The 25,297-nt window shown below is 66.6% G+C and carries 26 protein-coding genes; 9 read left to right on the top strand and 17 right to left on the bottom strand.

Annotated features, from left to right (window positions below):
• Positions 1-15: 15 nt before the first annotated feature.
• On the bottom strand, positions 16-390 hold the full coding sequence (locus tag AC1D3B_RS18125) for a response regulator (protein ID WP_478192041.1): 375 nt from the start codon (positions 388-390) through the stop codon (positions 16-18).
• Complete coding sequence (locus AC1D3B_RS18120; protein ID WP_478192040.1) at positions 387-1,919, bottom strand: sensor histidine kinase; 1,533 nt, start codon at positions 1,917-1,919, stop codon at positions 387-389. The genes AC1D3B_RS18125 and AC1D3B_RS18120 overlap by 4 nt, the downstream gene beginning before the upstream one ends.
• A gap of 177 nt (positions 1,920-2,096) precedes the next feature.
• On the opposite strand from AC1D3B_RS18120, the gene AC1D3B_RS18115 reads away from it, so the two are divergent.
• The gene (locus AC1D3B_RS18115) at positions 2,097-3,230 is read left to right on the top strand and encodes an adenylate/guanylate cyclase domain-containing protein (protein ID WP_478192039.1); all 1,134 of its coding nucleotides are present in this window, start codon (positions 2,097-2,099) and stop codon (positions 3,228-3,230) included.
• Positions 3,231-3,263: 33 nt separating this feature from the next.
• Here AC1D3B_RS18115 and AC1D3B_RS18110 read toward each other — a convergent pair whose 3' ends face one another.
• The 5 genes from AC1D3B_RS18110 to AC1D3B_RS18090 form a co-directional block, all read right to left on the bottom strand.
• On the bottom strand, positions 3,264-4,181 hold the full coding sequence (locus tag AC1D3B_RS18110; protein WP_478192038.1) for an SDR family NAD(P)-dependent oxidoreductase: 918 nt from the start codon (positions 4,179-4,181) through the stop codon (positions 3,264-3,266).
• 182 nt (positions 4,182-4,363) lie between these two features.
• A complete protein-coding gene (locus AC1D3B_RS18105) occupies positions 4,364-4,741 on the bottom strand; it encodes a response regulator (RefSeq protein ID WP_478192037.1) in 378 nt (125 codons plus the stop codon).
• 132 nt (positions 4,742-4,873) lie between these two features.
• Positions 4,874-6,451, bottom strand: coding sequence for a glutamate--cysteine ligase (gene gshA / locus AC1D3B_RS18100; protein ID WP_478192036.1), 1,578 nt, complete (start codon positions 6,449-6,451; stop codon positions 4,874-4,876).
• Positions 6,452-6,746: 295 nt separating this feature from the next.
• Entirely contained in the window at positions 6,747-7,409 is a 663-nt protein-coding gene (locus tag AC1D3B_RS18095) for an alpha/beta hydrolase (protein WP_478192035.1), read from the bottom strand.
• 75 nt (positions 7,410-7,484) lie between these two features.
• Positions 7,485-8,378, bottom strand: coding sequence for a LysR substrate-binding domain-containing protein (locus AC1D3B_RS18090; RefSeq protein ID WP_478192034.1), 894 nt, complete (start codon positions 8,376-8,378; stop codon positions 7,485-7,487).
• 110 nt (positions 8,379-8,488) lie between these two features.
• Here AC1D3B_RS18090 and AC1D3B_RS18085 point away from each other — a divergent pair, with 110 nt between their 5' ends.
• Both AC1D3B_RS18085 and AC1D3B_RS18080 read left to right on the top strand, forming a co-directional pair.
• Positions 8,489-9,799, top strand: coding sequence for an MFS transporter (locus AC1D3B_RS18085; RefSeq protein WP_478192033.1), 1,311 nt, complete (start codon positions 8,489-8,491; stop codon positions 9,797-9,799).
• A gap of 20 nt (positions 9,800-9,819) precedes the next feature.
• Positions 9,820-10,917: a M14 family metallopeptidase gene (locus AC1D3B_RS18080; protein WP_478192032.1), complete on the top strand. Its 1,098-nt coding sequence runs from the start codon at positions 9,820-9,822 to the stop codon at positions 10,915-10,917.
• Positions 10,918-10,939: 22 nt separating this feature from the next.
• Here the strand turns inward: AC1D3B_RS18080 and AC1D3B_RS18075 are convergent, their stop codons facing one another.
• Both AC1D3B_RS18075 and AC1D3B_RS18070 read right to left on the bottom strand, forming a co-directional pair.
• Positions 10,940-11,356, bottom strand: coding sequence for a hypothetical protein (locus tag AC1D3B_RS18075; protein ID WP_478192031.1), 417 nt, complete (start codon positions 11,354-11,356; stop codon positions 10,940-10,942).
• A 94-nt stretch (positions 11,357-11,450) separates the two neighbouring features.
• Positions 11,451-14,663 carry an autotransporter outer membrane beta-barrel domain-containing protein gene (locus tag AC1D3B_RS18070; protein WP_478192030.1) on the bottom strand — a complete coding sequence of 1,071 codons (3,213 nt, stop codon included), beginning with the start codon at positions 14,661-14,663 and terminating at the stop codon, positions 11,451-11,453.
• Positions 14,664-14,970: 307 nt separating this feature from the next.
• On the opposite strand from AC1D3B_RS18070, the gene AC1D3B_RS18065 reads away from it, so the two are divergent.
• The gene (locus tag AC1D3B_RS18065) at positions 14,971-15,159 is read left to right on the top strand and encodes a hypothetical protein (protein ID WP_478192029.1); all 189 of its coding nucleotides are present in this window, start codon (positions 14,971-14,973) and stop codon (positions 15,157-15,159) included.
• A gap of 31 nt (positions 15,160-15,190) precedes the next feature.
• On the opposite strand, the gene AC1D3B_RS18060 is transcribed toward AC1D3B_RS18065, so the two are convergent.
• A complete protein-coding gene (locus AC1D3B_RS18060; RefSeq protein WP_478192028.1) occupies positions 15,191-16,096 on the bottom strand; it encodes a DUF808 domain-containing protein in 906 nt (301 codons plus the stop codon).
• 128 nt (positions 16,097-16,224) lie between these two features.
• Entirely contained in the window at positions 16,225-16,740 is a 516-nt protein-coding gene (locus tag AC1D3B_RS18055; RefSeq protein WP_478192080.1) for an N-acetyltransferase family protein, read from the bottom strand.
• Between the two features lie 113 nt (positions 16,741-16,853).
• Here AC1D3B_RS18055 and AC1D3B_RS18050 point away from each other — a divergent pair, with 113 nt between their 5' ends.
• Genes AC1D3B_RS18050 through AC1D3B_RS18040 form a run of 3 tightly spaced genes read left to right on the top strand, consistent with a single transcriptional unit; the run spans position 16,854 to position 17,559 of the window.
• Positions 16,854-17,003: a hypothetical protein gene (locus tag AC1D3B_RS18050; protein ID WP_197024600.1), complete on the top strand. Its 150-nt coding sequence runs from the start codon at positions 16,854-16,856 to the stop codon at positions 17,001-17,003.
• The gene (locus tag AC1D3B_RS18045; RefSeq protein ID WP_478192027.1) at positions 17,000-17,278 is read left to right on the top strand and encodes a VF530 family protein; all 279 of its coding nucleotides are present in this window, start codon (positions 17,000-17,002) and stop codon (positions 17,276-17,278) included. The genes AC1D3B_RS18050 and AC1D3B_RS18045 overlap by 4 nt, the downstream gene beginning before the upstream one ends.
• On the top strand, positions 17,275-17,559 hold the full coding sequence (locus tag AC1D3B_RS18040; protein WP_478192026.1) for a 2Fe-2S iron-sulfur cluster-binding protein: 285 nt from the start codon (positions 17,275-17,277) through the stop codon (positions 17,557-17,559). Before AC1D3B_RS18045 ends, AC1D3B_RS18040 begins: the two co-directional genes overlap by 4 nt.
• Here AC1D3B_RS18040 and AC1D3B_RS18035 read toward each other — a convergent pair.
• Positions 17,548-18,729 carry an MFS transporter gene (locus AC1D3B_RS18035; protein WP_478192025.1) on the bottom strand — a complete coding sequence of 394 codons (1,182 nt, stop codon included), beginning with the start codon at positions 18,727-18,729 and terminating at the stop codon, positions 17,548-17,550. The genes AC1D3B_RS18040 and AC1D3B_RS18035 overlap by 12 nt on opposite strands.
• Before the next feature lie 214 nt (positions 18,730-18,943).
• Between AC1D3B_RS18035 and AC1D3B_RS18030 the strand changes: the two genes are divergently transcribed.
• Positions 18,944-19,582 (top strand): RluA family pseudouridine synthase, encoded by a 639-nt coding sequence (locus AC1D3B_RS18030; protein ID WP_478192024.1) that lies wholly within the window; start codon positions 18,944-18,946, stop codon positions 19,580-19,582.
• 14 nt (positions 19,583-19,596) lie between these two features.
• Here AC1D3B_RS18030 and AC1D3B_RS18025 read toward each other — a convergent pair whose 3' ends face one another.
• From AC1D3B_RS18025 to egtB, 5 genes are all read right to left on the bottom strand, one after another.
• The gene (locus AC1D3B_RS18025) at positions 19,597-20,043 is read right to left on the bottom strand and encodes a universal stress protein (protein ID WP_286566834.1); all 447 of its coding nucleotides are present in this window, start codon (positions 20,041-20,043) and stop codon (positions 19,597-19,599) included.
• Positions 20,044-20,147: 104 nt separating this feature from the next.
• On the bottom strand, positions 20,148-20,888 hold the full coding sequence (locus AC1D3B_RS18020; RefSeq protein WP_478192023.1) for a 2OG-Fe dioxygenase family protein: 741 nt from the start codon (positions 20,886-20,888) through the stop codon (positions 20,148-20,150).
• The gene (locus AC1D3B_RS18015; protein WP_478192022.1) at positions 20,885-21,166 is read right to left on the bottom strand and encodes a DUF427 domain-containing protein; all 282 of its coding nucleotides are present in this window, start codon (positions 21,164-21,166) and stop codon (positions 20,885-20,887) included. Before AC1D3B_RS18015 ends, AC1D3B_RS18020 begins: the two co-directional genes overlap by 4 nt.
• Before the next feature lie 67 nt (positions 21,167-21,233).
• Positions 21,234-22,211, bottom strand: a complete 978-nt coding sequence (gene egtD / locus AC1D3B_RS18010; protein ID WP_478192021.1) for an L-histidine N(alpha)-methyltransferase — start codon at positions 22,209-22,211, stop codon at positions 21,234-21,236.
• Positions 22,211-23,458, bottom strand: coding sequence for an ergothioneine biosynthesis protein EgtB (gene egtB, locus AC1D3B_RS18005; RefSeq protein ID WP_478192020.1), 1,248 nt, complete (start codon positions 23,456-23,458; stop codon positions 22,211-22,213). The genes egtD and egtB overlap by 1 nt, the downstream gene beginning before the upstream one ends.
• 173 nt (positions 23,459-23,631) lie before the next feature.
• Between egtB and AC1D3B_RS18000 the strand changes: the two genes are divergently transcribed.
• Positions 23,632-24,969 (top strand): NAD(P)/FAD-dependent oxidoreductase, encoded by a 1,338-nt coding sequence (locus AC1D3B_RS18000; RefSeq protein ID WP_478192019.1) that lies wholly within the window; start codon positions 23,632-23,634, stop codon positions 24,967-24,969.
• Positions 24,970-25,297 lie beyond the last annotated feature (328 nt).

Here is a 25,297-nt window from a genome sequence, read left to right as displayed (position 1 = left end):
CTCCTCGCGTTGCAGTCAGAGACCGGGAAGGAACTGCTTGACCATCGCGAGCAGCTCGCTGGGGCTGTAGGGCTTCGCAAGATAGCTGGAGGCGCCTGCCTGCATCGCCTTCTCGCGGTCGCCGCTCAGCGCATAGGAGGTGATGACGATGATCGGGATGTGCCGCGTGGCTTCCTCCGTCGTCAGCAGCTTCGTGGCGTCGAGGCCGGACATCTTCGGCAACTGCACATCCATCAGGATGAGATCGGGCAGGTGCTCCCGCGCCAGCGCGAGGCCGGCCTCGCCATCGGCCGCCTCGAGCAGCTTGCAGGCCGAACGGCTGAGCAGTTGCCGCACGATCTTGCGGTTGTACTCGTTGTCCTCGACGTAAAGAATCGTGTGCTCGCTCATTCGCCTGCCTCGCCCGCGCGCAATGGCACGGTAAACATGAAAGTGGAACCCTTGCCGAGTTCGCTTTCGACCCAGATGCGACCGCCCAGCCTTTCCACGAACTTCTTCGAGATGCTCAGCCCGAGGCCTGTTCCGCCGAATTCGCGCGTGATGGTGGTGTCGACCTGGCGGAACTCCGTGAAGATGTTGTCGAGTTCCTGCTGCGCGATGCCGATACCGGTGTCCGCCACGCTGTAGACGAGTTCGTCGCCACGCAGCTCGACCGCGATGTCCACCCGCCCCTGCCGCGTGAACTTCAGCGCGTTTCCTGCGAGATTGGTCAGGCACTGCGTGAGCCGACCACTGTCGCCATAGGCCACCGGCAGGTCCTCGGGTACGTGCGCGGTGAATTCGAGGCCCTTCTCGGCGGCGATGGAGCGCAGCGAGGTCCGAACGGTATGGACCACGTCGCCGACGGAGTACTCGCCGAGTGCGAGCTCCATCCGCCCAGCCTCGATCTTGGAGAGGTCGAGCACATCATTGATCAGGCGCAGCAGGTTGCGGCCGTTGACCTGGATGTCCGTGAGCGGCTCCTTCAGCTCCTCGGGCACATCGCCATAAATGCCGTCAATCATCATCTCGCTGAAGCCGAGGATGGCGTTCATCGGCGTGCGCAGCTCGTGGCTCATGTTGGCGAGGAATTCCGACTTGGCCTTGCTCGCGCGCGAGAGCTGCTCATTGAGGTCAACGAGCGTCGCGGCCGCTTGCCGCTGTGATTCGTCGAGGCGATGCAGTTGCTGGCTCATGTGGTTCATCCGGTCGGCGAGCGCTCCGAATTCGTCACGGTTGGGAACCGAGATTTTGCGCCCGAAGTTCCCCGCTGCGACATCGCCGAGGAAAAGATGCGCCTGGCGCACCGGCAGGATGAAGGACCACGAGATCACGAAGCCGCACAGCCAGGCGAGCAGCACCGCGCTCACGGCGAAGATCGCGGTCAGGATCAGTGACCGCCGGTTGGCGGCACCCACGCTGTCGCGCAGCCGGGCCATGCGGTCCTGCTCGACACCGACGAGCTGGCCCATGCGCTGGGCAATCTGCTCGTCGAGGACTTCCTCGCGCTTGAGCAGATCGGAGGTGATGTTCTCCAGCTTGCCGTCGCGGATGGCGTTCGCGATGTCGGCGACCACGCCCATGGCGTCGTCCTGCGACTCGCGGATCTGGCCGATCAGCCCTTTCTGCCCCGCGGCGGCGGACGTGTCCAGCTTGGCCAGGGTTTCGTTGAAGCGGTTGTTCTCGCGCAGGATGCGCTCGATGGCAGCCTCGTCCTTCGACAGCAGCGCCAGCGCGGTGAAGTGCATCTGCCGGTCCAGCGCATGCTGGCTCTGCTGCGCCCAGCTCACCCGCTCGTGCGCCTCGTCGAGCAGGCGGCTCTGTGCGGTCGTGTTCACGAGGATCAACAGGCTGGCGACCGCCATGGCGATGAACAGCAGGGTGATGATGAGGAAGGCGAACAGCAGCTTGGTGTGGACCGAAGCGCGAACGCGGGCCACCCCGTGCACGAGTCCGGCGAAAGGCGACCGCTTCAGCACCCGCGTTACAAGCTGTTCGAGTTTGATGGCCAGGCTCCCGTCAGGCCAGGGAAAGGGTTCCCGCACCGCTCGCCACAGGCGTCGCGGCTTGTGGAACACCCGCGAAGCCGCTACATTTTTTGTCCCGGCAGTACGACGATGAGAACCCCACCACGCATCCTCATCGTCGACGACAACGCGACCAACGTCAAGATTCTCCAGGCTCGGCTGGCCAGCGAGGGTTACGAGGTGGTGTCCGCGGCCGACGGCGAGGAAGGCCTCGCCGCCGCGCGCCAGCTCGACCCGGACCTCATCCTGCTCGACGTGATGATGCCGAAGCTCGGCGGCATCGAAGTATGCCGGCGCCTGCGCGCCGACCCTGATTTCCCTTTCACGCCCATCATCATGGTCACCGCGATGTCCGACCTGAAGGACATCGTCGCAGGCCTCGAGGCGGGCGCCGACGAGTACCTGACGAAGCCCGTGGACCATGCCGCGCTTGCCGCGCGCGTGCGTTCGATGCTCCGGATCAAGGACCTGCACGATCGGGTCGAGACACTGGTCGGCGAGATGAAGGAGTGGAACGCGTCGCTGGAGCGTCGCGTCGCCACGCAGGTGTCCGAGCTCGAGCGCGTCGGCCGGCTGCGGCGATTCTTCTCGCCGCAACTGGCGGAACTGATCGTCAGCGGCGGCGCCGAAGACCCCCTGCAGAGCCATCGGCGCGAGATCACCGTGGTCTTCCTCGACCTGCGCGGCTTCACAGCCTTTGCCGAGCGGTCCGAGCCCGAGGAAGTGATGGGCGTGCTGCGCCAGTACCACGCCGCGACCGGCGAACTGATCATGGCCCATGAGGGAACGCTCGAGCACTTCAGCGGGGACGGGATGATGATCTTCTTCAACGACCCGATTCCGATCCCCGATGCCGCCGAACGCGCCGTGCGAATGTCGCTGGCGATCCGCGAGCGTATCGGGTCGATCGCCGAGACCTGGGTGCGGCGGGGCTATTCGCTGGGACTGGGCATCGGTATCGCGCAGGGATTCGCGACCATCGGCGCGATCGGCTTCGACGGACGCTGGGACTACGGGGCGATCGGCACCGTCACCAACCTCGCGGCGCGGCTGTGCGGCGAGGCTGCGGGCAACCAGATCCTGATTTCACGTCCGGTCTATGCGCAGCTTGAAGCGCTGCTCGACGTGGAGCCGCCGCAGGCGTTGAGCCTGAAGGGGTTTCAGCGGCCGGTGGACTGCTTCAGCGTTCGCGCCCTGAAGCCTCCCAAGGATCTGGCGCAATGACGCCACTGCCGGCGCCTGTGATGCGCCAGTGTGTCAGTACTTGCGCGCGTTGGCCATCGCCTTGCCGACTTCGTTCGAGCCCTGCGCCGCACCGCTCTGCGGAACGATCTCTCCATTGCGATCGGTCACTTCGGCGAGGCGCGACGCGAGTTGCTCCGGTGCGTCGGCGTCGAGGCCGATCCACGCGCCCTGCGTCAGCGTGATGTACGCCGCCTCGAAGGTCCCGGCGCCCGCGCAGAGGATGGCGCGGTTCGGCGCATCCTGCGCGGCCAGCACCAGCATCGCCGGCACCACGGCCTCGGGCTTGAGGGCGTTGAGGACCTGCTCGGGCATCAGGTCCTCGGTCATGCGCGTGGCGGCGGTGGGTGCGAGGCAGTTGACGCGGATGTCGTTCTTCGCGCCCTCGATGCTCAGCGTCTGCATGAGCCCCACCAGCGCGAGCTTGGCGGCGCCGTAGTTGCTCTGGCCGAAGTTGCCGTAGAGACCGGACGACGAGGTCGTCATCACGATGCGGCCGTACTTCTGCTCGTTCATGAGCGGCCAGACGGCCTTGGTGCAATGCACGGCGCCCATCAGGTGCACGTCCATCACGAGGCGGAAGTCGGCGATGTCCATCTTCGCGAAGCTCTTGTCGCGCAGGATGCCGGCGTTGTTGACCAGGATGTCGACGCGGCCCCAGGCGTCCACCGCCTGCCGCACCATCGCTTGCACCGCCTCGAAGTCGGTGACCGATGCGCCATTGGCGATCGCCTCGCCGCCCGCCGCCCTGATCTCGTCGACCACCGCCTGCGCCGCACTTACCGAGCCGCCGGAGCCATCGCGAGCCGCGCCGAGATCATTGACCAGTACCTTGGCGCCGCGCGCCGCCAGGGCCAGGGCGTGCTGACGGCCCAAGCCGTTGCCCGCGCCGGTGACGATGGCCACGCGGCCCGTGAAATCGAGATTGCTCATGCCGGAAATGCTTTCGTTGGAGTCGATGACGCGAAGCGTTTTACCTCAACCGCCATCACTCCCTCGTCGCACCCGCGACCTCTCCCAGGAGCACCGTGGAACCGGCTCCACCGGGCCGCTGGTGCTGCCCCCGGCAGGGGGTAGGCGAAGCGACACGAAGTGCGCGAAGCCTGGGGGCGAGCCTAATTTTTTCGACTCAGCCTTTCGCAGTAGTCGAGCAATTGATCAATTTCCGCGGACTTGTCGAAGAAGGCGTCGGCGCCCATGGCCTTGGAACGTGCACGCATATCCGGCGTCGCGTAGTTGCTGAGAACCACGACCTTCTGGTGCGCCGACCTCTTCCGGCACGCATCGACCACGCCCAAGCCATTGCCCTCGTCCAGGAACAGATCGACGATGGCCATATCCCAACTGTCCCGATGATTCCGCAGCCACGACACGGCTTCGGCTTCTCCGCTCGCATGGGCGACCACGGTGGCATCGGCAATGTCTTCGAGGAAGCCGACGAGGTTGTCCCGGATCACGGGGTTGTCTTCAACCAGGTAGGTTTTGAAAGTCATTTTGGAGGAGGGCAAATCAGAGTTGACACACACTTTTCGTCTCTGACCCGATCATCCTCATCCAACATGACAACGCGGTGAGCGTTAGCGGCCAATACGGGTAGGCATGCACCTACCGAGTGCACGCTCGCTTCACAATGCGGCGCGCTGGCTCAGGGGCGCTTCCAGCGTCTCGGCCCAGTGGTTCTTGAAGCCGAGCCGGGCTGGCGAGACGTATTGCTCGCGGTAGATCTCGAAGGGCATGGTGTCGCTGGCCTCGATCTGCTGCTGCGCCTCGATCGAGCTGTGTGTCATGCGTTCGAACTGCGCCAGTTGCTCTGCCGGCAACGGCAGCGCGAGCAGCGTCTCGCGGGTCTGCTCGGAGCGGGCGCGCAGGAATCCGATGAAGGAGTCGTTATGCCCCTTCATGGCCTCCAGCACGCGCGCCGACGGCAGGACGGACGCGTCGCCAAGGGCTACGCCCGCAGCCTTCACGGCCTCGGCGTGCTTCGATCCGCCGTGGGCTGCATCGAGCGCCTCAGCGATGGGGACATATTCCGCGAGCAGTTCCGCCCCCCATTCGGCGAGCGCGACCTGTCGGCCATCTCGCCGCAGTTTCAGGCCGGGCTCGCGTCCTCGCGCCGCGGTGAGTTGCTGGTTGTGCGCCAGGTTGGCGATTTCGTCGCGCGTATCCGGCGGGCTGTCCGTCAGCAGGCAGTGCAACAGGAAGACGTCGAGAAAACGCATGGTCTGTGCGCTGATGCCGACCGGCTCGAAGGGGTCGAGGTCCATCAGCCGGACTTCGACGTATTCGACGCCGCGCTCGCGCAGGGCATGCAGCGGCCGCTCGCCAGGGTAGATCACCCGCTTGGGACGGATGGTGCCGTAGAACTCGTTCTCGATCTGCAAGAGGCTGGTGGCGAGCTGGTTGTAGTCGCCGCCGAGACTGCGGATACCGATGGCCTCGTAGGCCGGCCACGGTCGCGTGAGCGCGTCCTGCAGCGATGCGCCATAGCCGTCGAGGCTGTTGTAGCTGACGGCCAGCGAAGCCTGCGCCTCGCTCTGGTAGCCCAGCCGGCCCATGCGCAGCGAGGTGCCGTGGGGCATGTGCATGCTGCCCTCGCCCAGCGGCTGCAGCTCGTGCGGGCGTCCATCGACGAAGGTCGAGCACAGCGCCGGCGATGCGCCGAAGAGATAGAGCAGCAGGAAGGCGTGCCGGCGGAAGTTGCGGATCAGCGCGAAGTACTGTTCGCTCGACACCTCCGGCAGCGACCAGTTGTAGTGGATGCCCGAGATGGTCTGCATGCGCCGGCCGTAGCGGTGGCTGAGGCCCATGCGATAGACGCTCTTGGCTCGTCCGACATTGGACGAGCCGTATCGGCCGATCGGGATGGTCTCGTCGGGAGGCAGGCCGCACGGCATGCTGGATACCCAGAGACGCTCGTCGCCGGCCTCGTCCAGCACCCGGTAGGTGAACTGGTGCACCCGCACCAGTTCTTCGAGGGCCGCCTCTACGGTGGCGTGGGCGCCGGTGATGAGTTCGAGCTGCGATTCGCTGAAATCGGTCGTGATGTGCGGATGCGTGAGCGCCGAGCCCAGGGCCACCGGATGCGGCGTCAACGCCAGCTTTCCGTCGGGCTGCGCCCGCAGGCTCTCTTTCTCGATCCCGCGCCGGACTCCCCTCAGGCGCGCAGGCGAGAGCGCGTCGAGGCGCTCCTTCAGTTGGGTCATGTTGATATGGCCTGTCGTTCTTCGTGGGGCTGGAAGGTAGCACGACCGAAATACTGTTGCTCGGGGGATGTTGCTCGCCCCCAGGCTTGCTCACTTCGTGTAGCCACCACCCCCGACCGGGGGCAACACCAGCGGCCCGGCGAAGCCGGTTCCGCCGTGTTACTGAGCTCGCCCCCAGGCTTGCCCACTTCGTGTGGCCGCCACCCCCTGCCGGGGGCAACACCGGCGGCCCGGCGAAGCCGGTTCCGCGGTGTTTCACCAGCGAGGCCGGGCTTCGCCGGCCTTTTGGGGAAAGCTAGGCCAGGACGCGGAGGAGGAAGGTGTTGAGGTCGGCGATTTCTTCCATGGAGACGGAGTGCTCCATGGGGTATTCGTGCCACTCGACGTCGTAGCCGAGGGCCTTGAGGGCATCACGGCTGGCGGCGGCGCGGGCGATGGGAATGACGCCGTCGCGGAGGCCGTGGGCCTGGAAGATGGGGGTGGACTGGTTGGCGGGACTGCGCTCGGCGGCGGTGGTCTCGGCCAGGGGGAGGTAGCCGGAAAGGCCGACGATGCCGGCGAGGCGCTCCGTGTGGCGAAGGCCGGTCATGAAGGCCATGGCGCAGCCCTGGGAAAAGCCGGCGATGACGATGCGGTTCGCGGGGATGCCACGCGCCTTTTCGTTGGCGATCAGCGCCTCGATGGTGGTCCGCGACCGGCGGAGGCCGCTTTCGTCTTCGCGCTTGGCGAGGTCGGTGCCCAGGATGTCGTACCAGGCAGGCATTTGATAGCCGCCGTTGATGGTGACGGGCATCACCGGTGCATTGGGGAAGACGAAGCGGACCGGTCCGACGGCCGACAGGTTCAGTTCGTTGGCGATGGGTACAAAGTCGTTGCCATCGGCGCCCAGGCCGTGCATGACAAGAACCGTGGCCGTGGGGTTCGGGGCGGTTTCGATTTCGATGGGAGGAAGTGACATGGCTCCGAAGTTACCGCAGAACGGGCGGAAAATCGCCGGCGGACGGGCAGATCCTGGCCTCCCTCCACCCGGCATTCACCTGGAGATTGCAGCCTGCTGGACGCACTCGACCAGGTGCCGCGCCGCGGGCGTGAGCTGATGGCCCTTGCGCCGAAGCACGCACACCTGCAACGCAGGAAGCGTTTCCTCCACATTGACGCGCACGATGCCGTGGTGCCTGAAAGCGAGATGAACCAGCGGTTCAACGAACAGGCCGACCAGGTCCATGTGGCCGACCAGGCCCAGCGCAACGGTGACGGACTCACCCAGGATCATTCGCGCAGGCGGCGTGAGCCCGATCGGCGAAAAGAGCGGCGTCACGGACTCCCGGCCCAGTTCGCCCGCGCCGGGGAGCATCCATTCCGCCGCGTGCAGCGCGCGCAGGGAGCGGCTGCCCCGCAAAGGGTGGCCCGCGCGCACACCAACTGCGAGTCGCACCGGGAACAGGTCGATGCTTTCGAACTCCGCAGGCAGGGTGCCAGGCACGACATGGGCGACTGCGAAGTCGAGATGGCCGTCGCGCAGGCGTGCGAGCATCCACGGCAGCACGGCTTCGCTGAAATGCACGTCGACCGCAGGCAGCCGGGCATGGAAGGTCCGAAAGGCCTCCGGCAGGAAGGTCAGGGCCACCGACGTGCTCACGGCGACGCTCACCGTACCGGTTGCGCCATCCCGGATCTGGGCGATCTCGTCGCGCGCGCGGCGCATGTCGGACAGCAGCAGGCGCGCACGCGGAGCAAAGGCCTCGCCATAGGGGGTGAGCCGGACCCCCTTCACGCTGCGTTCAACCAGCGGGGCGCCCACTTCACGCTCCAGTTCCCGAACGATCTTGGTGACGGCGGGCTGCGAGATGCCCAGCGTTCGCGCCGCGCCACGGATGCTCATCTGCTCGACCACGGCAACGAAGGCCAGGAGCTGATTCGGCTTCATGAAAACCAAAAGTTATCTTGAGAGCCCAATTATTGTCTTTTCACGATCAAGACCTTTCCATAGCATCCCGGCGCGACAACCAAACGACATCACCCCCACCGCCCAACCCGATGATTCACCCCAATCGCCTCCCGATCAGCCGGCGCCAGACGATCGTTGCCACCACCATCGGCAACGCGCTCGAATTCTTCGACTTCACCGTCTATGGATTCCTCGCGCTGGTGATCGGAAAGCTTTTCTTCCCGACCTTCAATTCCTACGGGCAGTTGCTGCTGACGGTGGCGAGCTTCGGCGTCGGCTTCATCATGCGACCGCTGGGCGGGATCGTGATCGGTGCCTACGCCGACCGCGCCGGCCGCAAGAAGGCGATGACGCTCACGATCTTCCTGATGGCGCTCGGCTGCGCCATGATCGCGCTGGCACCGACCTACGCGCAGATCGGCGTCGCGGCGCCGCTGCTGATCGTGCTGGCGCGGCTCATCCAGGGCTTCTCCGCCGGCGGTGAGGTGGGCGCGTCCACCACGCTGCTCGTCGAACACGCCACGCCGGCCAATCGCGGCTACATGGCGAGCTGGCAGTTCGCGAGCCAGGGGCTGGGCATCCTGCTCGGCGCGGTTGTCGTAGGCGTGCTGTCGACGGCGCTCACCCCGCAGGCCATGGAAAGCTGGGGCTGGCGCGTGCCTTTCTTCCTCGGCATGCTGATCGCCCCGGTGGGCATGTACATCCGCCGCCACCTCGAGGAATCGCTCGACATCAAGCATGAACCGGCCAACGCCGCACCGCGCCGCAGCAGCCTGTCGGAGGTGTGCGGCGAACACGGCAAGACGGTGCTCGCGGCCATCCTGAGCGTTGTCGGCGGCACCGCGGCAGCCTACGTCGTGACCTTCTACATGCCGACCTATGCCGTCCGCGAACTGGGCCTGCCGCCACCGGTGGCGCTCTTCGGCGCCGCGCTCACGGGGCTGCTTTCATTCGGGCTCGCGCCGTTCGTGGGCCGCTTGTCCGACCGCTTCGGCCGCAAGCCGCTGATCATCTGGAGCCGCATCGCGCTGGTGCTGCTGATCTATCCGGGCTTCCTCTGGCTCACCGTGTCGCCGTCGCCCGCCGTGCTCTTCATCGTGGTCGGCGCGCTGAGCATCACGCTGGTGGTGCAGACGGTGCCCGGCATCACGATGCTGCCCGAGATGTTCCCGAAGCATGTGCGCGCAAGCGGCATGTCGCTGGTCTACAGCGTCGGCGTGGCGCTGTTCGGCGGCTTCTCGCCCTTCATCAGCACCTGGCTGCTGAACGCGACCGGCAACAAGCTCGCGCCGGCGTGGTACCTGCTCGTGATGACGACGCTCTCGCTGCTGGGCCTGCTCTGGCTCAAGGACTTCACGGGCAAGGACATCGACGCGGCCGGCGCGCACCAGCCGGCCTGAACTTCCTTCAAGGACAAGACATGTACAGCACTGCAGCCACCCGCCATTTCTCGGGCACCTACGCCGAGGCACGCCGCAAGTTTCTCGACGCCGCCGCACAGCGCGGCGCGGCGGTCGAATCGTTCGTGCTCGAAACGCATCGCGGCGCATCGGGCGAAACACTGGCCACCGACGTGGCACTGATCGGCAAGGCCGATGCCGCCAGGCTGATGATCGTGAGTTCGGGCACGCACGGGCCCGAAGGCTTCTGCGGCTCGGGTTGCCAGGTGGCGACGCTGAGCGACGCCGACCTGATGACGCGTCTCGAAAAGGCTGGCGTCGCCATGCTGATGGTGCACGCCATCAATCCGCACAGTTTTTCGCATCTGCACCGCACCAACGAAGACAACATCGACCTGAACCGCAACCACATCGACTTCAACGCGCCACTGCCGGTCAACACCGCCTACGCCGACGTCGAGCCTTTCGTGCTGCCGGCCACCTGGCCGCCCGCCGCTGCCGACGAGGCGGCGATGGCGGCGTATGTGCAAAAGAACGGCATGCTCGCCTTCCGCGCCGCGGTCTCGTCCGGGCAGTACACATCGCCCGACGGCGTGTTCTATGGTGGCAAGGCGCCTTCGTGGAGCAACCGGACCATGCGCGCCATCCTGCGCAAATACGGCGCGGCCGCCACGCACATCGGCTGGATCGACATCCACACCGGCCTCGGCCCCTATGGCCACGGCGAGAAGATCTACGCGGGCCGCAACGCGCCGGCCGACCTCGCGCAGGCGCGCGCCTGGTGGGGCGCGGACGTGTTCGCACCCTTCGAGGGCCAGTCGGCATCGGCGGATGTGTCGGGCCCGGTGGTCTCTGCCATCTACGACGAATGCCCGCAGGCCAGCACGGCACTCATGGGCCTGGAATTCGGCACCCTGCCCGACCTGGAAGTCATGACACGCCTGCGCGCGGACACATGGCTGCGGCGGCATCCCGAAGCACCAGCGGAACTGCAGCGCTCGATTCGCCAGGGCCTGCGCGACGCGTTCTACTGCGACAACGACGAGTGGAAGGGCATGGTCCTGGGACAGGCCCGCGTGGTCCTGCTGCAGACGCTGCAGGGGCTCAAGGCCGCCTGAAGAACCGCCGGAGGGCCGATCGTCAGAGCCTCGCCGCCAGCTCGCGGCACTTCTGGAGATTGGCGTCGAAGCGCGACGCCATGCCGGGCTCGCAGGTGGGGCTGGTGGTCATGATGCGGCACATGCCCACCACGAGGAAGTCCGACACGGCCTCGGTGCACATCGGGAAGCGCGCCAATGCGGGGTTGTCCTGCGTCTTGAATCCCCAGCTTTCGGAGAAGCTGAGCATGCGGCCCATGGCGTCCTCGAAGTAGTCCCTGTCGCGCGCCGCGATGGCCGCTTCCATCGCAGGCAGTTCGCCGCCGAGGAAGCCCATTGCCGCAGCGGGAAAGCGGGTCGCGTCCTGCTGGGCCGTCACGCCGGAAGCGGTGACTGCGAGCAGCAGCGGGACGACGACGCGCGCGGAAAGGGCGAGGGCTCGGGAGCGAATGAATTCCATGGTTTCGGTCTGGCGGTGGCTTCGAAGGCCGCCCCTGTTTCGAGGCGACCGCTGAAGACCGTATTTGAACCGAAAGCCGCGGCCAGTCTGCCGACTACCAGCTCATGCGCAGGCCGAGCGAGCCTTGCACCGATGATTTCACTTTCACGTCACCGCCCGCATTGAAAAGGTGCCCGACTTCGCCGTAGAGCGTCGTGGTCGTCGAAAGCGCCAACGTCATGCCAGCTGCCAGTTCTGTCGACGTGTAGCCCGTTGCGCTGGCGATGCGGGTGCTGGCCGCCGGGCTGACGAAGGTCGCGACATCGGTGCCCGAACCGGCGTAGTACACGTTGAATCGGCCGTAAGGCTGCAGGCGCCCCGCGCGAGTGGCGATATCGCCCTTGACGCGCACGCCGAGCCGGCCGATCCAGCCGCCGTCGGCATCCTGCTGCACGCGCGCACCGCTGATCAGCACGTCGTCGAAGCTGCCGTGCTGGTACGCGAGCTGCGCCTGCGGCTCGATGCTCCAGCCTTCGGCCAGCGCGAAAGGCTTGCCGGTCTCGATCGAGGCGGTTGCGCTGCTGGACTTGCCCGAGGTGCTTGGATTGCCGTCGGGGCGCACGTTGTAGCGGTGGCTGCCGCCCTGGAGGACGGCATCTGCGTACAGGCCGCTCGCATCCATCCAGGTCGCGTAGCCGCCGAGGTAGCGCGATTGCAGGTCGTTGTAGCCGACCCTGCCGAGCACGCCGCGCGCATTGCCGCTCACGTCGGCGCTGCCGTCGAGGTAGCCGACGTAGAGGCCTGCGCGCCAGTTGCCGCTTGCGAGCAGGTCGGTGCCGGCCTGGAGGCCGCTCACGTGGCCTTTGCTCTGGGCCGCGGCGATGCCGTCCTGCCGGATGTCGAGATCGCTGTAGACGGCGCGGGCCCATGCCTGGCGGCCGCCATTGGCATTGCCCGCCTCCCCTGCGGCGACTGCCGGCGAGGTTTCGTCGCCGACGCGGCGATGCAGGTTGCCGAGCATGGAAAGGTCGGCCTGGCGCAGTTGCGCGGGCAGCGCGGCAAAGAGCGGCACCTCGGCGCGGTAGGTCGGCACTGTCACCGTCGGCACCGTCGTCGCCGACACCGGTGCGTTGCTGCCCGCCTGGGGCGTCGTGGTCGAAGCGGTGGAATTCGTCTCGGACTTGACCGGCACATCAGGCGCCGGGAGGGTGGTTTCAGAGCGCAGGTACCAGCTCTCACCGGTGCCCTGGGCATCGGCCGCATACAGGCGGTATTCAAAGGCCCCCGCGTCGACATGCCCGTTGGCCAGCGCGAAGGCATTGCGCGAGGTCTGCGCCGTCGTGGTCGCGCCGTTGCGCGCGCTCACCACTTCGATGCCGTTGCCGGTAGTCTGCGCGCCGAGGCCGCCCAGGTTGGTGATGCGCACCGTGGTGTTGCCGCTCGCGCTGGCGCCGAGCCCGTTGAGCACCAGGCGGTCGCTCAGGCTGGCGCTGCCGCCGAGCACCGTGCCCAGGTTCAGCACACCGTTGTTGCCGATGTAGGCGCCATTCACGGTGAGCGTGCTGCCCGCCGCCGTGCTCAGCAGATTGACCGTGCCCGCATTGCGGAGCGAAGCCACGCTCTGGTTGAAGCCCGCGGTGTCGAGCGTGGCGCCTGCGGCGACGGTGTGCGCCGACACGGCGCTGAAGCTGTTGGCTGCCCCGGCCTTCAGCGTGCCTGCTGCAATGGCGGTCGCGCCGCCGTAGTTGTTGGTGCCCGAGAGGACGGTGGTGCCGCTGCCGACTTGCTGCAGCGCGCCGCTGCCGCTGATGTCGCCGGCAAGGTTCAGCGTGTTCGAGCGGTCCACCACCAGCGTGGCGTTGTTCAGGATGTTGCCCACCACGCCGCCCGTAGTGCCGCCGTTGCCGAGTTGCAGGGTGCCCGACGTGATCGTCGTGCCGCCGGTGTAGCTGTTGTCGGCGGTGAACACGGTCTTGCCCGTGCCGAGCTGCGTCACGCTGCCAGTACCGCTGATGAGCTTGTCGAAGGTGACGTTGTCCTTGCGGTGGACGACGAGTGCCGCGTTGTCGACGATGGGACCGTTCACCTTGCCGGCGGTCCCGCCGTTGCCGAGCGCCAGGACGCCAGCGGTGATCGTGGTGGTGCCCGTGATCGCCTGGTCGGTCGTCAGCGTCAGCGTGGCCGTGCCGGTCTTGTCGATGCCGCCCGTTCCGGTGAGCATCCCCGCGTAGGCGGCGTCGACCGGCTGCTCGAACCGCACCCGGCCGTTGTCCGTGATCGTCTGCGGCATGAAGCCTGCACTTGCCTGCAAGGTACCGGGCGCGTCGACCGTCATGGTGCCCGTGTAGCTGCTCGTGTCCGTGCCGAGGATCAGCGTCCCGCCGGCCACTTGCGTGGTCGTGATGCCCACGCCGGCCAGGGAGTTGTTGAAGGTCCAGGTGCCGGTGTCGCTCTTCACCAGCGTCTGGAAGTTCGAGATGGTCTGGTTGAAGGTGCCCGTGCCGGTGCCGTTCAGCGTCAGGAGGTTGTTGCCGCCACCGCCGTTGATCGTGCCGGAGATGGACGAGCCGTCGTAGACCCTGAGCACATCGTCGGCATCGGCGAAGTTCAGCGATCCGAGCAACTGGCCCTTGTTGGTGAAGTCGAGCGCCATGGTGCCGGAGACGCCCATGATGTTGCCGGCGCCGCCCTTGTATTCGATGATGCCGGTCGCGCCGTTCACGATGGTGTTCGAGCCTGTCGTCGACTCGAACCAGATGGCCGCGCCGCCGGCCTGCGAGCGGATCTCGCCGTTATTGACGATGCGGTTGCCCGAGCCAATCGGGTTGATGGCCTCAGCGTCGTACGCCACGCCGTTGGAGAGCACCTTGGCGCCCTGCTCGATCGTCAGCATGTTGCCGTTGCGGAATTCGATCGTGTTGGTGCCCGTGCCGTAGTAGCCGTTGGTGTTGGCAGGTGCGTTGTTTTCCGCCCTGGCGTTGGGCTGGAGCAGGATGGTCGCGTTGTCGCCCATGCTGATGGCCGGAAGACCGCCCGCGCTGATGACCGCCCCCGGCTGCAGGATCACGGACGTGTTGTCCGGCGTGCCGGTGCCGGTGCCCACGGGACCTGCGGCGATGCCGTTCGTGTCGCAGGTGATGACGATGCCACTGGTGGAACAGGCGGCAGACGCGGCCCCGGCGAGACCCAGAAGCACCATGGCGACAACAGCTTGAGCCGTGTTCGAGCGGACCCGCGTGCTTGATTTGCCGACGCTCGCGGCGAGTTCGGACGCGACGGTCCAGGTGTGTTGTGAAGAGTTCCAGACAATGCTGAAAATGCGATTCATGAGGCTGCTTCCGGGTTGAAATTCCACGCCATGCGTGAAATGAATACTTACGAATGTAATTCTTAGGTACTCTTATTCAGCGGAAGAAGTTCACAAATGTGGTGCAAAAGGTCGAAAAACGTCCGAGCCTGCTACGTTTTGCATAGCGCAAGACGCCCATAGCATGGGGATTCCCCGCCTTTGTCTCAGGAAAATGACAGTGCACGCGCACTGGCGCACTGGAATGGGGCAGCCTCGGCGATTCGAGCCGTCGCCGGCAGCCACGTAAACTCCCCGGATGCCGTCCAGACCCTCCAGAACGCCGCGCATGCTCGAACGTGGCGTCATGTGCATCCTCATCGGCGCCGCGGTGCTGATCGCGCCGAACTTCCTCCAGTCGCCCACCTGGCGCGAGATGATCGGCGGGGCCTACATCGTGGGATGGTTTGCGGTGGTGTTGGGCATTGCGCTGGTCGTGGTCGACCTGGTCCAGCGCGCCAAGGCCAAGGGCCGCTGACGCATGCGGCGACGCGTCGCCGCCGACGGGATCAGCGCCTGGCGCGCAGCTTCTTCACGGCCTCGACAACGGCCAGCACGATGGCTCCGGCGATGATGCCGACGACGGCGTTCGCCCCCATCGATGCCAATCCGCCGAGAAGCCCGCCCACGCCCGCGGTCCAGGCCTCGATCGCATGGCCGAAGGCCGGCAGGCCATGCACCAGGATGCCCCCGCCCACGAGGAACATGGCGGCCGTGCCTGCCACGGAAAGCCCCTTCATGAGCCACGGCGCAGCCGCCAGGATGCCCCGACCCAAGGCGCGTGCGCCCGCGCCTTCGCGCTGGATCAGGTAGAGCCCGGCGTCGTCGAGCCGCACGATGCCTGCCACGAGGCCGTAGACACCGACCGTCATCACGACGGCGATGCCCACGAGCACGGCCAGTTGCGTCAGGAAGGGCTGGCCCTGCACCGTGCCCAGCGTGATCGCGATGATCTCGGCGGACAGGATGAAGTCGGTGCGCACGGCGCCCTTGATCTTCGCCTTCTCGGACGCGACCACATCGACCGTCTCGCTGGCCACCGCCCGCTCGTGCGCCGTGGTGCTGGCCGCGTGCTCCTCCTTGTGGAGGAACTTGTGCGCCAGCTTCTCGAAGCCTTCGAAGCACAGGAACGCGCCGCCGATCATCAGCAGCGGCGTCACCAGCCAGGGCAGCCAGGTGCCGATGGCCAGCGCGGCCGGCACCAGGATCGCCTTGTTGACGAAGGAGCCCTTGCACACCGCCCACACGACCGGCAGTTCGCGGTTGGCCTTGACGCCCGACACCTGCTGCGCGTTCAGCGCCAAGTCGTCGCCGAGAACCCCAGCAGTCTTCTTCGCCGCGACCTTGGTGAGAACCGAGACATCGTCGAGCACAGCGGCGATGTCATCGAGCAGCAGCAGGAGACTGGTAGCCAAATCTAAGCACCTTCAGTTTGAACCGGACATCCGTGAAACACCGCGGAACCGGCTTAGCCGGGCCGCCGGTGTTGCCCCCGGCCGGGGGTTGGCGAAGCGACACGAAGTGCGCGAAGCCTGGGGGCGAGCTAAACCCCTCGCTTCAGGCGGATCTCTTCGATTTTTACTTCTCCGATTGCCGTGGTCTTGGCGGTCTTCATCTCACGCTTGAAGCCGGCGAGTTCATGGAAGCGCATCGCGCGGTCGTTGCGCAGGGGCACCCAGATGGTGACCACCGTGCAACCCTCTTCCTCGAGGCCGTCGCGTGCGGCGTCCCACAGCGCGACGCCGATACCCTTGCCCCAATGCTCGGGCTTGACGTAGATGGCCCAGATTTCGCCGGTGGTCGAGGGCGTCTTGGGATCGCGTGAGCGGTCGAAGCCGACGAAACCCACGACTTCGCCGTCGATTTCGGCGACATGCACCTGCGGTTCGCTGAATTCGATGGCTTCGCGCCACTTGGCCTCGCGCGTGGAAGGCGCCAGCGCGCGCAACTGGTCTTCGGGCAGGATGCCTTCGTAGGCAGCCCGGGCAGCGGCGGCGTGGACTTCGGCGATGGCTTTGGCATCGCCCTGGATGGCGGGGCGGACTTCGTAATCGGACATGAAAGCAGGAGCGAACGGTAAAGGGCCGTATTGTCGCCGCGCCGCCGGGGAGCGGAACACCGGGGCTAAACTCATCGTCACATTCGCATCCACATCCACTTCCGGAGAGTTCCATGGCCAAGGGTCAACAGCGCACCAACAAGGAAACCAAGAAACCGAAGAAGGACACTTCGCCGCCCAAGCCGCCAGGCGCAGGCATCGAGCCGGTCCGTACGGTGACGACGGCGGTCATTCCGCGCGGCAAGCTCAAGAACAAGCAGTGAACGCGCCCGCGCAGCCCGCGCCAGCACGGAAGCAGCCGCGCAATCCCCTGCACGGCCTCACGCTGGAAGCCATCGTGACCGCCCTCGAGGCGCATTACGGCTGGCAAGGGCTGGGCGAGCGGATCCCGCTGCGCTGCTTCACGAGCGACCCGAGCGTCGCATCGAGCCTCAAGTTCCTTCGCAAGACGCCGTGGGCGCGCGAGAAGGTCGAGAGCCTCTACCTCTTCATGCTGCGCGACCAGCGCCGGCAGCAATCCGCATCGCAACGTCCGTGACGAAGGCGCTCGTCGAACCGGGCGGATTCACCTTCGACACCGAAGCCGACCGCACCCTCCTCCAGGCTGCCGACGCCGCAGGCATCGAGTTGCCGAGTTCGTGCCGGAACGGCACCTGTCGCACCTGCCTCTGCAAGCTTGTCGCCGGCGAGATCCGCTATCGCATCGAGTGGCCGGGCGTGAGCGCCGACGAGAAGGCGGAGGGCTGGATCCTGCCCTGCGTCGCCGAGCCGATCGGTGACGTGACGCTCGACGTGCCCTACGCCTTCTCAGTGTTCTAGCCTGACGAGCCGGTCCCGCTGCGCGAGCGAAGGGAACAGGCGGAACCACGCCGCCGCCACCAGGATCGTGCCCACGCCGCCCGCAACGACCGACCCTACGGGCCCGAGCAGCGCCGCCGTAGCGCCCGACTCGAATTCGCCGAGCTGGTTGCTGGCACCGATGAAGATCGAGTTGACCGCGCTCACGCGGCCGCGCATCGCGTCGGGCGTCTCGAGCTGCACCAGCGTCTGGCGGATCACCACGTTGACCATGTCCGCCCCGCCCGAGATCGCCAGCGCGATCAGCGACACGATGAAGCTGCGCGAGATGCCGAAGACGATCATGCACACCCCGAACATCGCGACCGCGATGAGCAGCGTGCGCCCCACGTGGCGCTCGATCGGCCGGCGCGTCAGCATGATCGACGTGAAGAGCGCACCGATAGCCGGCGCGCCGCGCAGCAGTCCCAGGCCCCACGGGCCGGTGTGAAGGATGTCCTTGGCATAGATCGGCAACAGCGCGACGGCGCCGCCCAGCAGCACGGCGAACAGGTCGAGCGAGACGGCACCGAGCACGGGCTTTCGCTTCCAGATGAAGTCGACGCCGGCCAGCACGGTCTTCAGCGTCACCGGCTCCCGCGCCGAGGGCTTGAAGACGTACTGCAGGCGCATCACCAGCGCGGCGGCCACCGCGAAAAAGGCCACGGCCGTCCCGTACACCACCCCCATGCCCGCCACGAACAGCAAGCCGCCCAGCGCCGGGCCGCCGATGATCGCGCCCTGCATGCCGGCCGAGCTGAAAGCCATCGCGCGCGGCAACAGCATCGGCGGCACCAGCAAGGGCGTGAGCGCCTGCTGCGCCGGCATCTGGAAAGCACGGACCGCACCGAGCACGAGCGACAGGCCGAGCAGCAACCCGCGCGAATCATGCTCGACGTGCACGGCGAGCAGCAGCACGAGCGCCACCACTCCCTGCACGGTGAAGCAGGCTCCCACGATGCGTCCGCGGTGACGCCGATCGACCACATGGCCCGCGAGCAACGCCAGCAACAGGGCCGGCACGAACTGGTAGAGGCCGACCAGCCCCAGGTCCCACGCGCTGTGCGTCAGGTCGTACATGTGCCAGCCGATCGCGACCAGCAACATCTGGGTCGCGGCGGTGCCGAACAGTCGCGCAGCCCACAACTGCATGAAGGGCCGCTCGCGCGTGAGATCGGAAAACCTGGAAGTACTGGGGGGAGCGGCGGCGGCAGACATCGCGGCGAGGATAGCCCAGCCGGCACAATGGAGCTCGCCCCCAGGCTGCGCGCACTTCGTGTCGCTTCGCCTTCCCCCTGCCGGGGGCAATGCCTGCGGCCCGGCGAAGCCGGTTCCGCGGCATTCCTGGTGTTGAACATGCGAACGGATGAGCGACCTGCACCTGATCCACGAAGACCCGCACCTGCTGGTGCTCGACAAGCCCGCCGGCCTGCTGTGCGTGCCCGGCCGCGGCGAGGACAAGCAGGACTGCCTCAGTGCCCGCGCGGTGCGACGGTGGTCCGATGCGCTGGTCGTGCACCGGCTCGACATGGCGACCAGCGGTCTGGTGCTGATGGCGCGCAGCCCTGAGATGCAGCGTGCGCTGGGCGATGCCTTCGCCGGCCGCCAGGTGAGCAAGCGCTATGAGGCGATCGTGGACGGCCTTTTGCCGGAGTCCGATGAGTGGTCGCTGATCGATGCGCCCCTCATGGCGGACTGGCCGCGCAGGCCCTTGCAGAAAGTCGACCCCGCCGGAAAGTCCAGCCAGACGCGATGGCGCGTGAAGCGGCAATTGCCCGAACGTCGCGCCAGCCACCTTTGGCTCGAGCCGCTGACGGGACGCAGCCATCAGTTGCGCGTGCACCTGTTGTCGATCGGCCACCCGATCCTCGGCGATACGCTTTATGGCGACGAGGACATCCAGCGCCGCGCCCCGCGATTGCTGCTGCACGCGACGACGCTCGAGTTCGAGCACCCTGCCGACGGGAAGCTCCGGCGTTTCGAGAGTCCGCCGCCTTTCGCCTGAATATTCGGGCCGACCTAACTGAGGTCGCCCTTCACCACGAGCACCGGCACCTTGGCATCCTGCAGCACACGCTGCGTCACGCTGCCGAGCAGGAGCTTCTCGATGCCCGTTCGACCATGCGAACCCATCACGATCAGGTCGGCGCCGATCGCGATGGCCGTGTCGACGATGCCCTCGTGCACGACGTGCCCGTCGATCACGCGTTGGTCGCTGTGCAGGCCTTCGGCGGCCAGCGCCGCGACGCCACGCGCCAGCGCTGCATTCGCACTGCTGGTGGCGGCAGCAAGATATTCGTTCTGGCCAAGCGCATAGTCGGCGCCCACGCCAATGAAGGGATAGTTGTCCACCACGTGGATGAGCGTGATGCGGCTACCGAAAGCCAGGGCCAGCCCGCTGGCCTTGCTGACCGCCAGCATCGACGTTTCGGACCCGTCGATCGGGACCAGGATGTGATTGAACATGGCAGACCTCTTTCATGCACAGGATTCGCGGGCGAATCGGGCCTCGAATTTACATCCAAGCCAAGGGCGGCGGCTGTAGGACGTCTACCGCCGCCGTGGCGACCTCAATCGCCCTGGAAACTGCCCGCGCGGCAGGTCACGACCAGCGTGTCGCGCCAGCCCGGTTCGCCTTCGATCAGCGGCTGGATCGGCGTGGATTCATGGATCACGCGCGCATCGTCGAGCAGAAGCAAGGTCCATGGCTCGGTCATCGTGAAGCGCTCTCCGCGTCGCCCGCTGGCTTCGAACACGCGCGTCTCGCCGCCCTTGATGTTGTGGCGTCCGACCAGCGCGACCGCCACCAGATCGACACCATCCCGGTGCGCGCCTTCCGGCGTCGGACGGCCGATGCCGTCGGCCGTGTCGATCCGGAACTGGTGCGCCTCGACATACCAGCGCTGCGTGCCGCGCAGCCCGCTCGTCACTTCGCCGAGGCCGCTCATGAGCCGCTTCCAGACGGGTTGCGCGACGGTTGCGGCTTCCATCGGCCCGAACCAGCGCTGCATGCCGCCGTGCAACGCGTTGTACTCCACCGGTTGCCAGTGCGCACGATGCGGCACCTGCTCGACCACGGCATCGTCCACCGTGAAGCAGGCATGGCGGCGCGTGCGATAGCGGCCCCCGTCCTTCAGGTATTCGTCGGCCGGCAGATGGGCCCAGTCGACGTGCAACGCGTCGAGTTCCGCCAACGACGCGCCGAGCCAGTCGGCCACGCCTTGCGGACTCAGGACGGCATAGCCATCCTGGCGCAATGTGGGAACGAGACGATCGGGGGGTGTGAAGGGTGGACTGAACGCCGTGCTCACTCCGCCACCTTCACGCCCTTCCAGAATGCGACGCGGTCCTTGACCATCTCCGCTTCGGGCTTCGGGTCGGCGTAGTACCACGCGGCGTCGGTGTTGAGTTCGCCGTTGACCAGCAGCGAGAAATAGCTCGCCGTTCCCTTCCAGGCGCACGTGGACTTGTGGTTGCTGAAGGTCACGTGGTCGCGGTTGAGCGAATCCATCGGGAAGTAGTGGTTGCCTTCGACGAGCACGGTGTCGTCGCTCTCGGCGATGGTGACGCCGTTCCAGGTTGCTTTCATTTCATGACTCCATGGCGCGATGCGCCTCTCAACCCGGGAAAGTAGCACATTCCCTTCGCGGGTCGAGTCAGGCAGCCTGAAGCCAATGGACACTGAAGAGGCGCTGGGGATCGGTCCATACGGCAGCGGGCCGGAAGCCGGCCTTGCCCGCGAGCGCGCGCAGTCCCTCGACGGTGAACTTGTGCGAATTCTCCGTGTGGATGGTCTCGCCTTCCGCAAAGTCGAAGCGCTGGCCGTCGAGCGTCACACTCTGCGCGCGGCGGCTCACCAGGTGCATCTCGATGCGCCGCATCGGCGAGTTGTAGAAGGCCGCATGCGTGAAGCCGTCGAGATCGAAGTCGGTGTCGAGTTCGGCATTGGCGCGGCGCAGCAAATTGAGATTGAAGTCCGCCGTCACGCCCTGGGCATCGTTGTACGCCGCGTGCAGCAGCGCGGGCTCCTTGACCAGATCCACGCCCAGCAACAAACCACCGCCACGCAGCAATCGATGCGCGAGTTGCAGGAAAGCCAGCGCCTCATCGGGACTGAAGTTGCCCAGCGTGGAACCCGGGAAGAAACCCACGCGCTGGCCCGCGCCCTTGTCTCGCGCCGGCAGCACCAGCGGCATGGTGTAGTCGGCCACCACCGGTTGCACGACGACCCGCGGATAGTCCGCCCGCAGGCGCGCCGCCGCCGCCTCGAGATGCTCGCCCGAGATGTCGATCGGCACGTAGCGTTTCGGCGATTCGAGCGCATCGAGCAGCAGCCGCACCTTGGTGAGCGAGCCCGCGCCGAACTCGACGATCTCGGCGTTCGGACCGATCTGCGCCGCGATCTCGTCCGAGCATTCGGTGAGGATGCGCACCTCGGTGCGCGTCGGGTAGTACTCGGGCAATTCGCAGATGCGATCGAACAGCGCCGAGCCCGCGACGTCGTAGAAGAACTTCGGCGAGATGCTGCGCGCGTCCAGGCTCAGTCCCGCGAACAGTTCGCGAGCGAAGTCGGACAGCGGCGCCGCCCGTTGGGCAGCCCGGAACGCATGGAGGTTGAATGCAGGAGTGCCCATCAGAGGTCCTTCGCGAGCCGCAGACCGGAGAACTGCCAGCGCGCTGCCGGCGGGAAGAAGTTGCGATAGCTCGGCCGTGTGTGCCCTTCCGGGGTCGCGACACTGCCGCCGCGCAGCACGAGCTGGCCAACCATGAACTTGCCGTTGTATTCCGCCGCGACGCCCGCGAGCGGACGAAAGCCCGGGTAGGGGTCGTAGGACGAGCGCGTCCACTGCCACACGTGGCCGCTCATCTGCGTGACGCCCGGCGCATCGTACGCAGCCTCCCATTCGAATTCGGTCGGCAGGCGTGCGTCGGCCCATTCGGCATAGGCGGCGGCCTCATAGAAGCTGAGTTGCGAGACCGGCGCGCCGGCTTCCAGCGGTCGCACGCCGTGCAGCCCGAAAACCTGCCAGCCGGCCGTTGCACCTTGGTGGGCGAGACGCGGGTCATCCGGCGCGAGCCAGTAGGCAGGGCAACGCCAACCCTGCGCCTGCACGGTCGCCCAGCCGTCCGACAGCCACAGCTCGGGCCGTTGGTATCCGCCGTCGGCAATGAACTGTGCGTAGTCGCCGCAATTCACCAGGCGGTCCGCGATGGCAAAGGGCTGCAGCAATGCCGCGTGGCGCGGCGTCTCGTTGTCGAACGCGAAGCCCCCACCCCCATGGCCGACTTCCACCAGGCCGCCGGCATGCGACACCCAGCGCATCGCGGGTGCCACGGATGCCAGTCGCAACGTCGGCGCCGTCGCCGTGCGGTACGCGGGCAGCAGGGGATTGCAGGACAGCGCGTGCAGGATGTCGGTAAGGATCAGTTCCTGGTGCTGTTGCTCGTGGTTCAGTCCCAACGTGACGATGCCCTCGATCGCGACCCAGTCGGTCTCGCACGAGGCGACGAGCAGTGCATCGACCGCCTCGTCCACGTGGCGGCGGTACTCAAGCACCTCCTCGAGCGACGGCCGCGACAGCAGCCCGCGCTGCGGCCGTGGATGGCGAGGCCCCAGCGCCTCATAGTAGGAATTGAAGAGGTAGTGAAAGCTCGGATCGAACACGCGATAGCCATCCGCGTGCAACTGCAGCAGCACCGTCTCGAAGAACCACGTGGTGTGCGCAAGATGCCACTTGGTGGGACTGGCATCGGGCATGGACTGGATGCACTGGTCCTCGGCCGACAGCGGAGCCGCCAACGCCAGGCTGTGCGCGCGCACCGTCCGAAAACGTTCGCGCAGGTCGTCCGCCGCGGGCAAAGCCGGCCGGATGAGGTTCATGGGGACTCCACTTTGGATTGAACGGTTTTTTAGCCCATGCACACAAGCAGACGGCGTAGGACAAGGGCGCACACCGGATACGCCGAAAGCGGGGCCGCCAAGCCTGTGCAGCGAAACGCGACACTTTGGCACAAGTCTGCGACGCCTGCATGGCCCTGCGTATCATGCGGCGAATGAGCAAGACAGCCCGCCCCCACATCGTCATCGTCGGTTGCGGGTTCGGCGGGCTCGAGGCGGCGCGCAAGCTTCAGCGGGCGGACGTGGACATCACGGTGGTCGACAAGACCAATCACCACCTGTTCCAGCCCCTCCTCTACCAGGTCGCCACCGCCGGGCTGGCCGCCCCCTCGATCGCGGCGCCGATCCGGCTGCTGTTCCGGCGGCAACCCAATGTCACAACCTTGCTGGGCGAGGTCACGCGGATCGACCCCGTCGGGCGCGAAGTGCACCTGGCCGACGGCACCCGTCTCGCCTGGGACCACCTGATCCTCGCCGCCGGCGCGACCCACAGCTATTTCGGCCACGACGACTGGGCGCGGATGGCGCCCGGGCTCAAGACCCTGGCCGATGCCTTCGAGATCCGTCGCCGCGTGCTCATGAGCTTCGAGGCGGCCGAGGTCGAGGCCGACCCGGCCCGCCGGCGCGCCCTGCTGACCTTCGCGGTGATCGGCGCCGGCCCCACGGGCGTCGAGATGGCTGGCACGCTCGCCGAGATCGCCCGCCACACGCTCGAGGGCGAATTCCGCCACATCGATCCGGGCAGCGCCGAGGTGCTGCTGATCGAGGGCGGTCCGCGCGTGCTGCAAGCCATGCCGGAATCGCTCAGCCAGCGCGCGCAGGACCAGTTGCAGAAGCTGGGCGTGCAGGTGCGGCTCAACGCGCGGGTCACCGCCATCGACGCCACCGGGCTGCACGTCGAATCGCCCTTCAGCGATGGTGGCGCCGGCTTGGGCAGCCATCGCATCGAATGCAATTGCGTGATCTGGGCGGCGGGGGTGGCCGCGTCGCCGCTGGGGCGCCTGCTGGGCTCGGCGATCGGCGTCGAGATTGATCGCGCCGGCCGGGTCAAGGTCTTGCCTGACCTCAGCTTGCCGGGCCATCCGGACATCAGCGTCGTGGGCGACCTCGCGGCCGCGCTGAGCCACCGGCCGGGCAAGGAGCCCAAGCCGGTGCCCGGCGTGTCGCCCGGCGCCAAGCAGATGGGGCGTGCCGCCGCGACGAACATCCTGCGCCGCATCGCCGGCCAGCCGACCGAGCCCTTCCGCTATCGCGACTACGGCAACCTCGCCACCATCGGCCGCAACTCGGCCGTGGTCGACCTGGGCACGCCATTCGGTCCGCTGCGCTTCTCGGGACGCATGGCGTGGCTCTTCTGGCTGTTCGCGCACGCGTACTTCCTGATCGGCTTCCGCAACCGCATCGTGGTGCTGATGGATTGGGCGAGCGCGTACTGGAGTTTTCAGCGACATGCGCGCGTGGTCGCGGATGTCAAGAGTCGAGGTGAATCATGAAGAAGCCGCCTTGAAGTTCATTGAAGGTTGCTCCATATAGTCCGATCTGCCAAGAGATCAAGCAACGATCAGGAGTGATCATGTCGGAAACCGTTAGCCGCCCTGCACCTGTTCAGAAACGTCCCGCGCCGTTGGTTCAGTACAGCATTTCAGACAAGGGAGTTGCCTCCCTAGACGCTAACGCCGTGCTCAAGACCTCCCAAGTACGAAAGCAATTGTCCGCTGTGGCAGAGCTTCGCAAATCCGCAACCCACGCTACGAAGTAGTTCAAGCAATTCTTGGACGCCGCGAACCGAGACTGGCAAGGTCAACTTCACCACATACTACG

The sequence above is a fragment of the Variovorax sp. P5_A3 genome (assembly GCF_056400665.1).
The sequence above is the reverse complement of the archived record's forward strand: the minus strand, read 5'-3'. Positions and strand labels throughout refer to the sequence as shown.

Excerpts from the sequence above, each read along its gene's own strand:
- AC1D3B_RS18085 (WP_478192033.1), top strand. The coding sequence starts at position 8,489 with ATGATTCACCCCAATCGCCTCCCGATCAGCCGGCGCCAGACGATCGTT.
- AC1D3B_RS18080 (WP_478192032.1), top strand. The coding sequence starts at position 9,820 with ATGTACAGCACTGCAGCCACCCGCCATTTCTCGGGCACCTACGCCGAG.
- AC1D3B_RS18000 (WP_478192019.1), top strand. The coding sequence starts at position 23,632 with ATGAGCAAGACAGCCCGCCCCCACATCGTCATCGTCGGTTGCGGGTTC.
- AC1D3B_RS18110 (WP_478192038.1), bottom strand. The coding sequence starts at position 4,181 with ATGAGCAATCTCGATTTCACGGGCCGCGTGGCCATCGTCACCGGCGCG.
- AC1D3B_RS18050 (WP_197024600.1), top strand. The coding sequence starts at position 16,854 with ATGGCCAAGGGTCAACAGCGCACCAACAAGGAAACCAAGAAACCGAAG.
- AC1D3B_RS18075 (WP_478192031.1), bottom strand. The coding sequence starts at position 11,356 with ATGGAATTCATTCGCTCCCGAGCCCTCGCCCTTTCCGCGCGCGTCGTC.
- AC1D3B_RS18090 (WP_478192034.1), bottom strand. The coding sequence starts at position 8,378 with ATGAAGCCGAATCAGCTCCTGGCCTTCGTTGCCGTGGTCGAGCAGATG.
- AC1D3B_RS18030 (WP_478192024.1), top strand. The coding sequence starts at position 18,944 with ATGAGCGACCTGCACCTGATCCACGAAGACCCGCACCTGCTGGTGCTC.
- egtD (WP_478192021.1), bottom strand. The coding sequence starts at position 22,211 with ATGGGCACTCCTGCATTCAACCTCCATGCGTTCCGGGCTGCCCAACGG.
- AC1D3B_RS18015 (WP_478192022.1), bottom strand. The coding sequence starts at position 21,166 with ATGAAAGCAACCTGGAACGGCGTCACCATCGCCGAGAGCGACGACACC.
- AC1D3B_RS18025 (WP_286566834.1), bottom strand. The coding sequence starts at position 20,043 with ATGTTCAATCACATCCTGGTCCCGATCGACGGGTCCGAAACGTCGATG.
- AC1D3B_RS18095 (WP_478192035.1), bottom strand. The coding sequence starts at position 7,409 with ATGTCACTTCCTCCCATCGAAATCGAAACCGCCCCGAACCCCACGGCC.
- AC1D3B_RS18115 (WP_478192039.1), top strand. The coding sequence starts at position 2,097 with ATGAGAACCCCACCACGCATCCTCATCGTCGACGACAACGCGACCAAC.
- gshA (WP_478192036.1), bottom strand. The coding sequence starts at position 6,451 with ATGACCCAACTGAAGGAGCGCCTCGACGCGCTCTCGCCTGCGCGCCTG.
- egtB (WP_478192020.1), bottom strand. The coding sequence starts at position 23,458 with ATGAACCTCATCCGGCCGGCTTTGCCCGCGGCGGACGACCTGCGCGAA.
- AC1D3B_RS18070 (WP_478192030.1), bottom strand. The coding sequence starts at position 14,663 with ATGAATCGCATTTTCAGCATTGTCTGGAACTCTTCACAACACACCTGG.
- AC1D3B_RS18035 (WP_478192025.1), bottom strand. The coding sequence starts at position 18,729 with ATGCAGTTGTGGGCTGCGCGACTGTTCGGCACCGCCGCGACCCAGATG.
- AC1D3B_RS18125 (WP_478192041.1), bottom strand. The coding sequence starts at position 390 with ATGAGCGAGCACACGATTCTTTACGTCGAGGACAACGAGTACAACCGC.
- AC1D3B_RS18055 (WP_478192080.1), bottom strand. The coding sequence starts at position 16,740 with ATGTCCGATTACGAAGTCCGCCCCGCCATCCAGGGCGATGCCAAAGCC.
- AC1D3B_RS18105 (WP_478192037.1), bottom strand. The coding sequence starts at position 4,741 with ATGACTTTCAAAACCTACCTGGTTGAAGACAACCCCGTGATCCGGGAC.
- AC1D3B_RS18065 (WP_478192029.1), top strand. The coding sequence starts at position 14,971 with ATGCTCGAACGTGGCGTCATGTGCATCCTCATCGGCGCCGCGGTGCTG.